Annotated in this window: 14 protein-coding genes; 6 read left to right on the top strand and 8 right to left on the bottom strand. The window is 37.0% G+C overall.

Annotation, left to right across the window (positions count from 1 at the left end; all coding sequences use genetic code 11):
- Positions 1 to 69: 69 nt before the first annotated feature.
- Entirely contained in the window at positions 70 to 1,443 is a 1,374-nt protein-coding gene (locus F938_RS18880) for an AAA family ATPase (RefSeq protein ID WP_005034322.1), read from the bottom strand.
- A 92-nt stretch (positions 1,444 to 1,535) separates the two neighbouring features.
- Complete coding sequence (locus F938_RS18875) at positions 1,536 to 3,029, bottom strand: UvrD-helicase domain-containing protein (protein ID WP_005034319.1); 1,494 nt, start codon at positions 3,027 to 3,029, stop codon at positions 1,536 to 1,538.
- A gap of 282 nt (positions 3,030 to 3,311) precedes the next feature.
- Between F938_RS18875 and F938_RS18870 the strand changes: the two genes are divergently transcribed.
- On the top strand, positions 3,312 to 5,300 hold the full coding sequence (locus F938_RS18870; protein ID WP_005034316.1) for a PhoX family protein: 1,989 nt from the start codon (positions 3,312 to 3,314) through the stop codon (positions 5,298 to 5,300).
- Positions 5,301 to 5,342: 42 nt separating this feature from the next.
- On the opposite strand, the gene F938_RS18865 is transcribed toward F938_RS18870, so the two are convergent.
- Positions 5,343 to 6,179 carry a pentapeptide repeat-containing protein gene (locus tag F938_RS18865; protein WP_005034314.1) on the bottom strand — a complete coding sequence of 279 codons (837 nt, stop codon included), beginning with the start codon at positions 6,177 to 6,179 and terminating at the stop codon, positions 5,343 to 5,345.
- 132 nt (positions 6,180 to 6,311) lie between these two features.
- Complete coding sequence (hisIE, locus tag F938_RS18860; RefSeq protein WP_005034311.1) at positions 6,312 to 7,097, bottom strand: bifunctional phosphoribosyl-AMP cyclohydrolase/phosphoribosyl-ATP diphosphatase HisIE; 786 nt, start codon at positions 7,095 to 7,097, stop codon at positions 6,312 to 6,314.
- 121 nt (positions 7,098 to 7,218) lie between these two features.
- Between hisIE and F938_RS18855 the strand changes: the two genes are divergently transcribed.
- Entirely contained in the window at positions 7,219 to 7,605 is a 387-nt protein-coding gene (locus tag F938_RS18855; RefSeq protein ID WP_227567158.1) for a hypothetical protein, read from the top strand.
- Here F938_RS18855 and F938_RS18850 read toward each other — a convergent pair.
- The 3 genes from F938_RS18850 to F938_RS18840 all read right to left on the bottom strand — a co-directional run bounded on the left by F938_RS18850 (position 7,566) and on the right by F938_RS18840 (position 10,978).
- Complete coding sequence (locus F938_RS18850; RefSeq protein ID WP_005034306.1) at positions 7,566 to 8,855, bottom strand: FAD-dependent oxidoreductase; 1,290 nt, start codon at positions 8,853 to 8,855, stop codon at positions 7,566 to 7,568. The genes F938_RS18855 and F938_RS18850 overlap by 40 nt on opposite strands.
- 477 nt (positions 8,856 to 9,332) lie before the next feature.
- Positions 9,333 to 10,415 carry a patatin-like phospholipase domain-containing protein gene (locus F938_RS18845; protein WP_005034304.1) on the bottom strand — a complete coding sequence of 361 codons (1,083 nt, stop codon included), beginning with the start codon at positions 10,413 to 10,415 and terminating at the stop codon, positions 9,333 to 9,335.
- Positions 10,416 to 10,630: 215 nt separating this feature from the next.
- Complete coding sequence (locus F938_RS18840; RefSeq protein ID WP_005034302.1) at positions 10,631 to 10,978, bottom strand: hypothetical protein; 348 nt, start codon at positions 10,976 to 10,978, stop codon at positions 10,631 to 10,633.
- A 141-nt stretch (positions 10,979 to 11,119) separates the two neighbouring features.
- Here F938_RS18840 and F938_RS18835 point away from each other — a divergent pair, with 141 nt between their 5' ends.
- Positions 11,120 to 11,605: a hypothetical protein gene (locus F938_RS18835; RefSeq protein ID WP_005034299.1), complete on the top strand. Its 486-nt coding sequence runs from the start codon at positions 11,120 to 11,122 to the stop codon at positions 11,603 to 11,605.
- A gap of 257 nt (positions 11,606 to 11,862) precedes the next feature.
- On the opposite strand, the gene F938_RS18830 is transcribed toward F938_RS18835, so the two are convergent.
- Positions 11,863 to 12,600, bottom strand: coding sequence for a hypothetical protein (locus tag F938_RS18830; RefSeq protein ID WP_005034294.1), 738 nt, complete (start codon positions 12,598 to 12,600; stop codon positions 11,863 to 11,865).
- A gap of 172 nt (positions 12,601 to 12,772) precedes the next feature.
- On the opposite strand from F938_RS18830, the gene F938_RS18825 reads away from it, so the two are divergent.
- The 3 genes from F938_RS18825 to F938_RS18815 all read left to right on the top strand — a co-directional run bounded on the left by F938_RS18825 (position 12,773) and on the right by F938_RS18815 (position 15,104).
- Positions 12,773 to 13,132, top strand: coding sequence for a hypothetical protein (locus F938_RS18825; protein WP_005034291.1), 360 nt, complete (start codon positions 12,773 to 12,775; stop codon positions 13,130 to 13,132).
- Between the two features lie 104 nt (positions 13,133 to 13,236).
- The gene (locus tag F938_RS18820) at positions 13,237 to 13,926 is read left to right on the top strand and encodes a hypothetical protein (protein ID WP_005034289.1); all 690 of its coding nucleotides are present in this window, start codon (positions 13,237 to 13,239) and stop codon (positions 13,924 to 13,926) included.
- Positions 13,927 to 13,928: 2 nt separating this feature from the next.
- Complete coding sequence (locus F938_RS18815; protein ID WP_005034287.1) at positions 13,929 to 15,104, top strand: hypothetical protein; 1,176 nt, start codon at positions 13,929 to 13,931, stop codon at positions 15,102 to 15,104.
- The last annotated feature ends 86 nt before the right edge of the window (positions 15,105 to 15,190 follow it).

Raw genomic sequence — 15,190 nt, 5'->3', positions numbered from 1 at the left:
AAAAATAGAGATTGAAAATTTCTCAACATTCATTCATGTCTGTAAGTTAACGCTCAGATCAAACCCAGTTTAGAGCAATGATTTATGTGAAGATTGATCATCACCTGATTGGATTAAACGTTTCAATTCAGCTTGTTGTTGTTCATTGAGTTGTTGAAATTGTTGAAACAATTGTTGAGCATTTAGGCTCTGCATACTGGGTTCAAGTAAAGGTTGTTCGGTATCTTTGGGAATTTCTTTTAATAAATTTTCATAGATGTGTTGATATTCATCCCATACATCATTGCTTTTAATTTCATGAAGTTGTTTGTTTTCAAGCTTAAAGCACTGATATTCATCCGCTTGCTCTAACAAGGCTTCATGACTTGCGGTTGCAATAATTTGGAGGCGTGGAAATGCCATATTTAAGCGATCCAGAATGAACTGTAATCCGAGTTGATCTAAGTCAACATCAATTTGATCGATCAGCAAGATTCCTTCGCCTTCTTCACATGGATAAAGGCTCAGTGGGTTAAGTAAACACAGTCGACGTACAATATCACCCACCAACGCCAGCCAATTTTTAACGGTATTGGATAATTGCTGATAACTAAAATTCTGGTCTTTATAGGTGACCATAAGTTGTAGTTTTGGTTGGTACTCAAGATAGATATCGGTGATCTCAGGAATAATCGTATTTAGGCTCTTTTTTAATGCCTGTAAGCTAGGCGCGTGTAACTGTGAATGCGCTTGAAATAAAAGATGTTGAAAGTCTTGATCAGAGTGATCAGCAGGCTGTTTTTTTTCTAAAATATTTTGAAATAATTGTGCGAGTTGAGCATTTTCAATATCGCTCATTTCCCTGAACCATTCGAAAAAACGTGCAAATGTGGTGTAAGGAATTGGCACCAGTTCATAGGCGTTATGTGGCTGTAAAACGATTGGATTGTTTTTATTGAGAATATTAACTTCATTGACAAAACGTTCAGCAGGGTAATACGCAAGCATGGGTAATCCTTGTACAGGATCATTTTTAATGACTTGGTTATAACGTTCTACCAACTGTTCGAGTTGCTGTAAATCAACTTTGCTAATGCCTATCCCTGCGCTATTTATAGTTTTATAAACTTGCCAACGACAGCTTTGAGGATCATTTTCAGTCGTTGCACTACTTTCTGCCAATTGTCCCATTTCGGCTGGAAAGTGGATATTCACATCGATTTTAGATTGAACACGATCTTGCATAATATCCTGATCAAGCATCACGATACCAGGTGTTCTTAAATCTTTCAGGCGAGCGGGAAACCAGCTCAGCGCTTGATAAATATTCTTAATAATGGCGGTTTTACCGCTGGCTTGATCGCCTACAATGAGCGTAGTCGATTTATTATTTTTATCATTAAAATTTATTTTTAAATCAGCAAAATGGTATGTATGCCGAAAATGAATTGATTCTAGTTTCATAAGATACCTGACATTTAACGGGCAGCGTGAAAATCTATGACGATTCATCTTTTGACTATATGATTTTACATCTTGATGAAAGGACCAAAACCTTATGCTGTCGCCTTATTTTTAAATGGAGTTTTTACTTTCAGTTGTTGAACCAGATCATAAATGTGATGAATATTTAAACTGACTTTTGCTCGGGTACAAGCGACATATAAAAGTCTCAGTTCTTCATCACTGATTTTATGTTCCAAACCGTTTATTTTAAATTGGTAATCATCTTCGATATGAACGCGATTCCACTCAAGTCCCTTGGCTTTATGTGCGGTAGAAATCACATAATCAGCTTGCTCTATTGGGGTAATTTTAGCAAGTGCTTTTTTGAGTGGATCTGTACCATGATCATCAACCAATTTAACTAAAGGCTTGATATCGCTGCCATCATTGGTTTCACAATATTCATGTACATCATGCCAAGAATTAAACCATGCCAATTCAGGAACATCGATCACACGTTTGCCTTGTTTTAATAAACTTGCTGCATCGACAAAACGGTTTAGTTTGGCATGATCGGCTTGTAAGCTGACTTTATCTCCCTGAACCAAGCCTGAAAGTAGTAATTCCATTGCACGCGCGTTAGTACGACATAAAATTGCATCACGCATTTTGGTATGTGGTTTATTGACCACAGCGGATTTCATTTCTGAATTCCCCAAGAGAGGAACCGTTTCGTCCAAGGCACCAAGCAGATGATTTGCGACATCTGCGATTGCATCACCAAAACGAAATGAAGTGGTTAAACGTGATTCAGGAAGTGGCATTTGTTGCATGGCATTAACGGCACCACGCCAAGCGTAAATTTGTTGATGTGCATCACCCACATATATAACTTGGGTGTTGCGTTGGCGCAACAGGATACCCAGCATCAAGGGGTCAGCATCTTGTGCCTCATCAAATAGCACATAATCTGCGGGAATAAATGGATCTGACAGTGCCCAGAGTTTGAGATAAATATCATGACCAATCCCTGCTTGATGGTTTGAATCAATAGACTCTAACCAACGACGCTCTACGGCTTTATAGAGGTGGGTTTGTAAAGATTCAACATCATCAGGATGTAACCAGCTGGGTGCTTGTATATGACGTGGTGCAGGATATTGAGAACTTGTTGAGCAGAAATAACTGACTGCGTTGGCAACCAGGCTGGCTAAACGGCTCGGCATCAACACATATTTTTCATAACGACCGCCCATCAAGCGTCTCAATGTAATCGGCTCAAGTCGATATTCTTTTGCAATAAAACTTGGACTTAGGCGAGGTAGACGTAATTTATCGGTTATTCCACGAGGCACACTACGAAATGCAAGTGAATGGAAGGTTCTGCAGTCTACATTTTGATGAAATTTATTTTGTGCTTCAGTTGCGATGGCTTTATTAAACGCCAAATACATCCCACGTCGATCAGTCATCGCATCGCTGATTAACTGTAAAGTCGTGGTTTTACCTGTGCCAGCATAGGCAATCACTTTAAAGGATTGTCCTTTTTTTGCTTCTGCAATTGCAAAACTTTGCTCGGAGGTTGGGCTAAAAGAATAAGGCACAGTCGTTATGAAATCTTATTGGGTTGAAATTCAGTATGCATTGAGTATAGCAAAGAATAATCCGGGCTAGGGTGAAATCTATTGTCTTGTTGTTCAATGAGGATGAACAGAAGAATGAAGATAGATATAAAAAAACTCAAAACAACAAACCTGATCATTTTTATCATCATACGAATTTTTATATATGTTTGTCTTTAAAATGACTTAAAAGTGAAACTAGATTGTCATAACTGATTCTTAAACTGGGCTCGGGAAAATTCTATAACATATTCGGATAAAGTTATGACAAATTCAGCCAACCAACACACACGTCGTGAAGTGCTTACATGGTTAGCCAGCATTCCGTTTCTTCCACTTGGGGCAATGGCAACTTCTGCTACTCTTGCAGGTTGTAATGATGATGACAAAGATACAGTTCAACCCATCAACCCAGCTAAATTAAAAACTGCAACATTTACACCAATGGATGCACCAACGTTGGCAAACCCAGCAGCGATGGCGACAACAACAGTTGCTTCTAGCCTAGCCGTAACATGGGATGACAATACTAAAACTGACTACAAACTTGCTTATAAAACCTTCTTCCAAACAGGTGATTTGGTCAGTGATGGAAAGGGTAGCAAAATCTTGGCAGGTGGCTATTATGATATTAATAATAAGCCAATCATGGATAACTCTACAGGTTCACCACGTCAATTCTTCTCAGATTGTCCAGATGGAACATCTTTGCTCACTGTTAAAGATGCCAAAATTGATGGTGTAAAAGGCAATCCGGTATTTGCTGTGGTGCAATTTGAATATACCACACGTGATTTGGCGGGTAATGACATGTATGGCAAGTTGCCATCGCCAATTGGGGTGATTTCACTTGACCAAGATCCGAAAACGGGTCATTTATCTTTTGTGAAATATCACAATGTAGATATGTCAAAAGCACATGGTTTATGGATTACTTGTGGTGCAAGCCTGTCACCGTGGGGCACACATCTTTCAAGTGAAGAGTATGAGCCAGATGCATTTGGTCAAGGCTTAGGTACAGATATGACCACCATGAAAGCTTATAGTAAAAATGTCTATGGTGATGAAACCTCTGCAAAACCTTATAACTACGGTCACTTACCTGAAGTCACTGTAAATAAAGATGGTACAGGCACAGTGAAAAAACACTATTGCTTGGGTCGTATCTCACATGAGTTGATTCAAGTGATGCCTGATAATCGCACTGCATTGATGGGTGATGATTATACCAATGGCGGTTTGTTTATGTTCGTTGCGGATAAAGAGAAAGATTTATCTGCTGGAACATTATATGTGGCGAAGTATTTAAATGAGTTGAATGAAACCTCAACTGCACAAATCCAGTGGATTAACTTGGGTCATGCAACCAGTCAAGAAATTGAAGATTTGGTGAATGTTCAAAATATTCAACCAAGTCAAATCATGGAAAGTTTAGATAAAGATCCACAAGATGCAAGCTATACCAAGATCATTCTGCAAAAGAAAACAGTTTGGGTAAAAGTTAAACCAGGTATGGAAAAAGCAGCTGCATTCTTGGAAACGCATCGCTACGCAGCGTTGATGGGCGGTAGTATGGCGTTTACCAAAATGGAAGGAACAACAGTCAATGCTAAAGACAAAGTTGCTTATTCAGCCCTTGCCAATATTCAAGATTCAATGATTAAAGGCAATGCTGCTTGGTTAGAGTCACATAATGTAGCATTTGCGAAAAAGATTTCTGCTGGTGGTATTGTTGCACATGATATGGCAGGCTCTAAGAGCGATAAATCTGGAAAAGCTATTCAAAGTGACTGGGTACCTTACCAATCACACATGCTTTTAATTGGAAAAGATATTGATGCTTCTGCTGATCCGTTAAATATCGGCAATACTTCTGATCCAAATACGATTGCAAGTGCAGATAACTTAAAATTCTCTGAAGCGTTACGTACATTATTCATCGGTGAAGACAGTGGTAACCATGTGAATAACTACTTATGGGCATATAATGTGGATACAAAGAAATTAGACCGCATTCTTTCATGCCCAGCAGGCGCAGAGTCGACAGGTTTGCATGCCGTAGACTCAATTAATGGCTGGACCTACATCATGAGCAACTTCCAGCATGCTGGAGACTGGGGCTCTTTGCACAGTAAAGTTCAAGCAACTTTAGATCCATTGATTCGTAGTAACTATAAAGATCGTTACGCGGCTGCAGTGGGTTATTTGACTGCTGATCCAATCGCGCCTTCTGTTGAGAAGAAATCTTCTTAATTTAAGATTTGAATAAAAAAGCAGCGAATACTCGCTGCTTTTTTATGGCTGATATTTATTGAATAATGTCATTAATTTTTTAGCAAAGTCGGAATTTTCAAAATGTTTAAATTCATCAAAGCAGATGATCGCAAAATCTGACTTTAAAAAACGTTGTATACATTGAAGTGCCCAACTTTGCGTTTCAGGCTCGTCCCAATTCAACTGAATATCTTGATAAACTTGTTGAGTAATATTTTTTGCATTCTTTAAAAGTAAAAGATGATAGGGATCATTCGCGACTTGGACTCCCTTTAGTGTAGAGGACTTAATTTGTATGAATTTTAAACGAGCCTCTGAAAAATCAAGCCCATCAATGACAATATCTGGGTGATAAAAAGCATTTGCCGTCTTTTCTTGAATTTTCTTTTTGATCAGCGCTGCTTGTTCTGGTGTCTGATATTGAGTTAGTTCTGCAATATCGAGTTTTTGGATACTGATGTCTTCGAGTGGACCCATAAATTTAACATTGTTCAGATAAAGGCTTTGGATCTCAACAGTTTTAAATTTACAATGATCAAAAATGCAATCAATTAAATAATAGGTATCAAAAAGAGGGTTGATTTTGCATTTAATAAACTGACAATTAGATAAGCCACCACCCCAAGCACCAAGATAAGTGTGCCTCAAATCTGTATTTTTAAAAGTACACTCATCAAAGAAGCATCCCCAAAAACGAGCACTAGAACACGAAGTTTTCTGAAAAATACATTGGTAAAAATTCACATTTTTAAAAATTACATCATCCATAATGCTATGACTAAAATCACAACCCACAAAATTAATATCTGCAAATTGGGTATGGGCTGGAATCGTTAGATTTTTATATTGATGATCCATTTAAGATTTCTCAAAAATAAGATATTTCCTTGACTTGATTTTATTGTATCTAAGTTGATCTATATAGGCATAAAAAACGCGCTTAAAATTGCGCGTTTTTCTGAATTAAAATGCCGATATTACATCTGCCAATTAATGCTCACGGTTGGCTTTTTCAACTAAACCTGAAAGCCCTTGACGACGTGCAAGCTCGTTTAAGACCAGTTGTACATCCAAATCAAAATAACCCAGCATCACAATGGTATGGAACCATAGGTCTGCAACTTCATAGATTAAATCATTTTTATGATTTTCATTGGCTTCGGCTTTAAAGTCTTTTGCCGCAATGATGGTTTCAATGCTTTCTTCACCGATTTTTTCTAAGATTTTATTCAAACCTTTATGATAAAGCTTGGCAACATAAGACGATTCAGGATCAGTCGCTTTACGCTCAGCCATCATTTTGCCTAGATAACCTAAGACTTCAACTTGTTCAGCTTGAGCATTCGATGCATTCATCGCAATTGTATGTGCATTCGCTGAAGTATTATCACCATAAATTGCTTGTGGATCTTTGAGTTGAGCGTCAACAATTTCCCAGCCATGTGCTGTCAATTTACGATAGAAACAAGACTCACGACCTGTATGGCAGGCAATACCACCATGCTGTTCGATTTGTAAAACAATGACGTCAGCATCACAGTCTAAACGAATTTCATAAACAGTTTGGAAATGCCCTGATTCCTCGCCTTTGAACCACAATTTATTACGTGAGCGTGAGAAGTAAACACCACGCATTTTTTCAGCGGTCAGTTGCAGTGCTTCACGGTTCATCCATGCCACCATCAAAATACGCCCAGTTTGATGATGTTGTGCAATAGCAGGAATAAGTCCTTGTTCGTTAAATTTTACTTCATCGAGCCATTGCAGATTGTTCATAGGATTTCACCAGGTTAATCAATATAAGATAATTACTTTAAACGCATGTGATAGATAGCGTAGCGCTTGTATAGTGTACGTTATTTCCAACATTTTAGGAAAATATTGATCATGGATTTCGTTGAGATCAAAAATCTTGCTCGCACATTTAAAGCCGAAGATGAAGGCATTGATTCAGCAAGTATTTAAATTAAAACAGCAGGGTGTGGGTTTATTGGGGCTCATTTATTTTGTGCAGATGAATCAACGATTGCCATTAAGCGAAGCAAAAACAAAGACTCTCAATTTTAGCTTTTGGCGAGCAGAAGAACGATTGGGCGTCGAAGAAAGTTATCAGACCATAATGCACGATTTTAAAGGGCATAGTTTTAACGAGCGTGGTTTTAATGAGCATAATTTCATCGAGCACAATTTTATCAAACAAGATGAGTTACAGCACTATCGCACTGTTTTGTATTACAGTGAGCATCATTTTTTTCGGTTCAGTGACGAGTGTGCAATGTCCTGATACTTCATTTGGCTGAACATACCTGATTTTAAACCTGTCACGGTGATTGCCATCTCCTTTCTAAAATAGGGTATTCGATACATCCAAGAAAAGCTAAAATCTCGCAAAGTACCTGCCCACCATAGATCAGATTGATAAAGAGGGGTAAGCAAGCGACTTAAAAATTGATAAAAATCAGTCGAGCTTTTTCGGTGCTGATGGTAATGTTGCCAAAGCTTTACACGATCAATAGTTTGATTATCTCTTGCATGCCGAACAGCTTGACCTAAAGCCCATGCATCTAACAACGCCATATTTGCGCCTTGACCAAGTTGCGGGCTCATTGCATGTGCAGCATCACCTATAATTCCAATACGCCCTTCACCAAATTTGGAGAGCACCACATCACGATAATTGGCTGAAAGCCATTGTTGTTTTTCCTCTGGATTGGTGATGACCTGCTCTAACCAATCTGCTGCTGGCTTCCAGCGTTGGGAAATTTCTTTGAGCCATTCGGAACGTGCGTGCTGATCGGGCAAAAAACTTTCTAGTTGGTTGGTGGGAAGGCTCCAAAAAATACTAGAAAGTCGTTGTTGTGGTTGGTTTGGAATAGCACCTGTAGGTAGAATGCCCATCATTATTTTAGCGCGGTCATAAAATTGATGCAGGATCTGCGTATCCAGTGTTAAACATTCAGGCACTATGGTCCATTTGGCTCCCCATGGGTAAGCTTGATCAACTTTAACCCATTGACGAGGTCTCAGCCGGCTTCGTGCACCATTGGCAATAATCACATGATCAAATACGTCTTCAAAATATTCTTGATGTTGTGTACCGATGACTCGGATTTCATGTGAGGATTCATTAAGTCTTTCAATATCAGTATTCATGTGCCATGTGATCAATTCAGCATATTCATGACATTTTTTTTCTAATACATGGCATAAGGTCGCTCGATGGATTCCTAAACCATAAAAATCTGGGTGGGCTTGTACGTAATGACTGTCGACCAACTTAAATCCATTGGCGAGTTGACCTTCTAAACCTGTCACCAATGCACCCAGTTTCAAGGCATCTTCTAAAACTCCTAGATGCTCAAAAACAGCCAAACCAGAGGGTTGTAGTAATAAACCCGCACCAACAGGTTCAAGTGCATGCGCTTTTTCAAAAATGGTGACATGAATATGTTGTTGTGCAAGTAAAATTGCAGCGGCAAGCCCAGCTGTTCCTGCCCCAACGATGGCAAATTTTGGGGTGTTATTTTGATTCATTATTGGCATAAGTATTTTGAATGGTTTAAATTTAGCAAAAAAAATCAGTGATCAACACACTTTATTTTGTGCAACATCCTTGTTGTTTTGACTTTATATCAATCAATATTATTAACTGAATAAAAATGAAATAGTCTTTGCTTTTTTCATCAGCGAATTTTACCTAATGTCGCTATCAAAGTTGACGGCATGGATGCCGCCGTCGGTCAAGGGCGATATGAGCAAAAACAAAGCACTGCTTTTTTTTGCAGCGCAAGATCCCTGTTAAACGCAAGATTTTTGTTATTTTTTCATCTCTGAAAAGTAAGGTGTCGCTTACGCAAATCTATTTAAACTTTAGAGGAAAAGTGTGGCATTGCAAGCTTTATATCATCAAACAATATATCTATCGCCTTGATTTTATTTACTGTATGCGTTTTTAACAAATTGGCTATACTATGCGAGTTCCCTTGAATAGCATTAAATAAAAATCAGAGGCTATAAGTCTTGTATATGTTCAGCCCAGTTCTGCTTTTCGATCAATTCTAGAAACTCATCTCCCAGTCGTTGGCTTTCTGCGACGGATTGTTTCCATAGTGTGATCCGTTTTTGATCATCTAAACCTTTCATCACAAAGTCTTTACGGTCAGGTAAACGCCCTAGAGCTAATGATTCTAAATAGGCTTGAGAGGGCGAGATTAGTAATGTTCTCGCTTGGTTTTGAGGATTTGCAGTTCGAGATTTAAACATTTTATCGAACCAACCTGGAATAATTCGGTCGGTAAAATGTGGGTATAAAACAATGCCGTTACTTTCAAAAGGCAAGTCGATGTGATAGTCAATCAAACCACCATCACGATATGCACCATGAGGTGCATTGGTGATATTTTTGACTGCTGGCGTAACTGCCGGAATTGAACCTGAAGCCATGAGCCAATCGGCAACATTGTCTTGGTCAAAATTTAAATAATGTGTTTTAAAAGCGTCATCTTGAATTTTAAATTGTGGAAATTGTGCTGGCTGACAAATTACGCGTTGCATAAACTTACTGAGATGTTGTCTAGAAACAGCATTACTGCCGATAATGCCCAATAAAGAACCATAAAGTGCAAGCTTCTGATCACTTTGAAATAAATGTTCTGCTTTGGCTGAAATAATGGTGAGGTGATAATCAGGATGTTCGACCAGTTTTTGGGTTTGGTGGTCTAAAATACTGTACAACATCTCCCGAGATATTTTTTCAATCTCTGCGATCTTCATCTTTTTATGAAAAGGTAAATGGATATATAACTCAGCCAATCGCTCAGGTCCGAGTAGTTCTCCCTGTGCTAAAATCCCAGCAAAACGCCATGCGCCAACGGATGAGCCGATAAGAAAGCGGCGTTGCTTGACACGTTGTAGAAAATCACCAAAAATCGCTTGATCAAGCCCCATCAGCCCAATGCCTTTTGGACCTCCTGCTGCACCGGGGATCATATCCACGTGTTGTGACTGCAATCCTTCTTTTGCGATGAGTTGTTTGGCGAGTGAGCCTGCACGAAGGGTTAAAGCAGAAGGGCGTTTCTGTAAAATCTGAATCATTGCGACACTCACTCAAACGGATTTTTCATTTTAAGTTGAGTGGCATTTTCAGCAATGGCGAGAGGTGTCAGTAGATGACTTTACAGTCATGGAAATTGAATTGCTTAAATCAATGATCAACAAAGGTTTGCTAAGTTTTTAATGAGTTAAAGCAATCATGTTTGTTGGAACCCTGTTTTTGAGGATCGCTAACACAAAATGTAGTGTTATCAATATTATTTAAGTTCTGATTCATGTAATTCACAAACTAAACCTTGCATTTTTATCCATTGTTGAATATCAACATGGTTTCCGTCTTTAACAGTCTTTTTACATCTTTTCCCCTGCTTTGTAGTCCCACAACATATGACACTCATGTTTTGTTGTAACCACAACACATATTCTGATTTTGAAACACCATAATATTTTGCTAATGCTAAATATTTATCCAATACATATTCCGATACAAGATTTTTGTCTAAATTGATCTGTGTAGTTCCGTAAGGGATAGGTACAGTTAGGGTAAAGATAATTCCACTTTTAGAAAGTAAATCAATAATTTCTTGGCTTACATTTTGACTCATGTCTAAGTTTTCCAGACCATACTTGTGTTTAAACTATAACGTAACTGTAGGTTATTGTGAGTATAAGCAACCAAGAAAATAAACCTGTAACTATTGAGCGATAAATTTATTACTCCCTCATATCACGTTAAGGAAATCAAAATGGCTCTAATTAATTGCAAAGAATGTGGTAAAAGATTCAGTGACCTCGCTATTTCATGTCCAAAATGTGCTGCACCCACAGCATATTCGACTGATAAATTTTCTGATGTTCACAATCAAGATATTGAAACTCCCCCGATATCATTCGATCTCTTGCAATCAGAAACTTGTAATAAAATTATGGATTACTACTGGGGGTTGCATAGTGAAATTGATCGACTGGGTGGTAAGATTCCAGAATATCCTGAGTTTAAAGAAGAAGAAATTGTAAGAGCAATAATTACAAGAATGGTGCAATTCAAAAGAATGTTTTTAACAATTAGTCATTTTGATGGAAAACCACAGATCCAATTCATTCCAAGTAATTGCTGGATCATGGATAGCGAAAGTATCGCAAAAATGATTGGAGACTCATCAGGGCCTCGAAAAGAACTATTACCAGATATTATTCAAGCTGCAGTAAACAGGCTAGCAAATAAAAGATAATTTCAGTTTGATATAAAGCTTATTAAAATCAAATGAAAACCAAACAATAGATGTTTTTTTATCTCTTTATATAATGATTTATTTAGTTAATAGGTCTCTTGCTTTGGTTGAAATTTGAGCAGATGTAACCTTTGATTTATAAGGCATTATATAAAACCCAAATGACAAAAAAATCTACTTTCGCAAGAGGTCTAATGTTAGAGTGTGGATGTGTATCCTGCAAATCGTCCACCTTATGATTTAAATATTATCTTAATCTATATATTGTTCATTCTATTCCAATAGTTTAAGTCATCGGAGATGACTGAAGGTAAAATTAAACTTGGAACATGAATTGCTATATTTCTTCCTGTCACACAAGATTGTAAATAGAGATCAAATGATGTGGTAATACTTGGGTCTACTTGAGCATGTGTCGCAAAAATTTTTTTTAAATGTCTGATGTAATAGAAAACGAATTCTTTTTCGTCTGTAAAATCGGACAGCGCTTTTAAATTTCGTTGGAATTCCTGTAGGTTGCTCATATCTGGTGGAAGATTAAAGCAGGTGACATCTACATCATAAGCTTTAATTGTAAGTACTTTAGGCTGAATGATTTTACGATCATTTTTTTCAATGACGTGAAAAAAAGGCTCAATGGGGATAGAGTGTAATAAAGTCTCAACGCCATTAAACATGGAAAACATAATGCAGTTATTGTATAAAACTTTTGGTGGAATACCTTCAAGCATTCGTTTTTCTATCTCGTCATAAATTCTATCTAATTGTTTTAAATGGTACTCATCTTTTTTAAATTGAATAAAATAATCTGCAACTCGATCTAAAAATATGGTTTCGCCTGTGCCAGCAATTGCGCCTCGATTCCATAATTTTATTTTTTGCTCATTATCGTTTGCCAATTTGATTTGTCCAGTTTCTAAATTACATGACATTGCTCTTTTATCTGCGGCGATCAGGATACAATCTCCTAAATGGGCAGTGATAATCATTGTCATCAGAAATTTTTCTCCATTGTTTAGGCGTATGCTTCCTTTTTGTAGCTATGGTTCTTGATGATTTTAAGATTTAAGAAATTCTTATAAATCATGATTTGTTTTGCTTAAATTTTGACTATTTTGACTATATATTATACTATTTTGTTAAACAATGCATATTTGAGTAATAAAAATGGCAGGTGGTTCTCGTATTCAAATTGATGGTCAAGGGATTACTATCTCGACAGGCGGTAAAGTTGTGTTTCAGGCAGGACAACATAAGTTTGAGGGAGGGCAAAAAGTCGTTACAACATTGCCTTTTTTGCCAAGCTCAAATTTAGAAGGCTTTAATCACGGTTTTAATTTAATCAGTGATGAAGATATTAAAAATTTACCTTTTAAACTCTTTAATTCAAAACGTAGTTATCAGTTCAATGCAAATTTAGATGATCAACAACAAACTCAATTTGTTCAAACTGGAACGGAGGCTGAAAAATTGGAACTTAAATATTTAGGCGATGATGATATCAATCACCAATGGAAAGAAGAGTGATTAAAAAACTGAATTTGACGAAAACAAAATTCATTATATTCATCATCAGCCTCTTGGTTGCGACGATTGTTGTCATCAAGTTGGTAAGTTGGGGGAAGGATGCCATGAAACCAGCTGTTGTCTTTTTAATTCCTGAAAACTTCATAGGTCCTGTGTTTGTGGTATTTGACCAAGCAGATGGACAAGACTTAAAAATGGACCCGCTAGGCATGTCTTTAACTGTTCCTGAAAATGGTTTAATCAAAGTTAAAGCTTCACGAAGAGAAGTTCTGACTAAAAGTATGAACTACACTTATCGAAATGTTTATTGGATTACACTGACCAAAGATGGACAACGAATCAATATGCCTTATCAAGGTGGAGGGGGGTATGATTACGATCAAAGAGTTAATTGGTCCTGGTATATTGATAGCAATAATCAAGCTAAACAGATGATATTTGATCCTAAACTTTACCCTAAAACAAATGACTTAGATGTTTATCATTTAACACGAGAGCAAGTAAAATTAAAAACAGCCTATGCTTGGAATATTTGTGATGCTTATATTTGGAAAAATATAGATGAATATGAATCGTATATGGGGGATTTTGAAAGTTTAGGTAAAGAAAAAGGAGAATATTGGGATTGTATGCAATTTAATATTTCTTACCCCAAACTTAATGATGACAAATTAAGTTATGAAAATTTTTTGGGGGATTATTCACTTCCTGAATTAGAAAAAAAACTAAATGGAGTACAAACTTTCAGACTTCAATATTTAGCAGAATATTTAGAACACAATAAAAAGGATTAAAAATGGGAAAAACTTTAGCATCCGTAATGACAACACCTGCTGATCCAAATAAAAAACGCCATGATGTAATAATCAAATTAGTTAAATTGGCAAATTATCAGATCAATCTACGTTCTTTTCACCCCAATGCGCAGTTTGAAGCCAAAGGTTTCTTTTTCCATGGCGATAATCGAGGATTTTCTTTAGAGAGAAGTTTTTTTGAACCGAAGGCTAAAGCTCCTCCTCCTCGAAGTGTAAGCTCTCGTGTTTGGTCAAAATCAAATATTGATTTATCTAAAACAAATCAATCGCAAAAATTAAATTCTATAGAAGTTCAATCTAATACATCTGGACCATTAAGAATTTTGGGAGTCCCTATACTCGGTCATGATGAGGACTATGCCGATATTAAATATAGACCATCAGGTGAATTAAATATGATAGTCCCTGAAATAAAATTTGAAAGCCCTCGTAGTTTTAACTTTATTTCTCATTATCATGGTAAAAACCATGCTTTTGCCCTTTCTCGTGATGTTTATGATGCAACAGGTAAAAGTTTTGTTCCTGATTTAGATGTTCGTCATGAGTTGATGATTCGAGTGGAGCGAATTAATAAATATATGGATATTACTTCACTGGTATATGGTGATGGATTCCCTAATAGTGAAGGATTTATTGAGGATGCCCTAGGCAATAAAGTTTTTCTTGGCGCTCATATTCGTATTGGTACACCTGCAACACATTTATTTGGAGATAATAAACGTCTCATGTGGGCAAATGCGATTCGTATTGGGTTAAAAGAAGATGGAACTTTTGGAAATACATTATGGGTCTTTGCACAGGGTTTAGGAGGCCCTAAAATGTTAAGAGATCTTTATGGATTACAGTTGGTTGAAAGACGAGCAAAAACAACAAGATCACTCTATGATCCTTTTAGCACAACAGGTGTATTTTTTTGGGATTTTCAAGAAATAGACACGATTACGAAAAAAAATTATAAGGCACCATTTCGACTGAAAATCAGCAGTAAACTTTCAGCTATTGAAAAGCAATTATTTGAATCATTTAAAACACCGCCCATATTAAAAACAACAGTTCAAACTTGGAATGAAATTTTTTTAAATCAAAATCCAAATGAAGGTCGGGACAAGGCAGTATTCCAATTAGATGATTCACAATGGAAAAAGCAGAATATTTAAGGTTTCAATTATGCGAAGTCTTTAGGCGTTTATATATAGTTCTCCAAGTTAAACACCTAACTTGCGGTAAAAAGCCTATTCATTGA

It is taken from the genome of Acinetobacter bereziniae LMG 1003 = CIP 70.12, assembly GCF_000368925.1.
In the GTDB taxonomy this organism is placed as follows: Bacteria; Pseudomonadota; Gammaproteobacteria; order Pseudomonadales; family Moraxellaceae; genus Acinetobacter; species Acinetobacter bereziniae.
The sequence above is the reverse complement of the archived record's forward strand: the minus strand, read 5'-3'. Positions and strand labels throughout refer to the sequence as shown.

Coding starts and splice junctions, on each gene's coding strand:
- F938_RS18880 (WP_005034322.1), bottom strand. CDS start 1,443: ATGAAACTAGAATCAATTCATTTTCGGCATACATACCATTTTGCTGAT.
- F938_RS18870 (WP_005034316.1), top strand. CDS start 3,312: ATGACAAATTCAGCCAACCAACACACACGTCGTGAAGTGCTTACATGG.
- F938_RS18865 (WP_005034314.1), bottom strand. CDS start 6,179: ATGGATCATCAATATAAAAATCTAACGATTCCAGCCCATACCCAATTT.
- hisIE (WP_005034311.1), bottom strand. CDS start 7,097: ATGAACAATCTGCAATGGCTCGATGAAGTAAAATTTAACGAACAAGGA.
- F938_RS18850 (WP_005034306.1), bottom strand. CDS start 8,855: ATGAATCAAAATAACACCCCAAAATTTGCCATCGTTGGGGCAGGAACA.
- F938_RS18845 (WP_005034304.1), bottom strand. CDS start 10,415: ATGATTCAGATTTTACAGAAACGCCCTTCTGCTTTAACCCTTCGTGCA.
- F938_RS18840 (WP_005034302.1), bottom strand. CDS start 10,978: ATGAGTCAAAATGTAAGCCAAGAAATTATTGATTTACTTTCTAAAAGT.
- F938_RS18835 (WP_005034299.1), top strand. CDS start 11,120: ATGGCTCTAATTAATTGCAAAGAATGTGGTAAAAGATTCAGTGACCTC.
- F938_RS18830 (WP_005034294.1), bottom strand. CDS start 12,600: ATGACAATGATTATCACTGCCCATTTAGGAGATTGTATCCTGATCGCC.
- F938_RS18825 (WP_005034291.1), top strand. CDS start 12,773: ATGGCAGGTGGTTCTCGTATTCAAATTGATGGTCAAGGGATTACTATC.
- F938_RS18820 (WP_005034289.1), top strand. CDS start 13,237: ATGAAACCAGCTGTTGTCTTTTTAATTCCTGAAAACTTCATAGGTCCT.
- F938_RS18815 (WP_005034287.1), top strand. CDS start 13,929: ATGGGAAAAACTTTAGCATCCGTAATGACAACACCTGCTGATCCAAAT.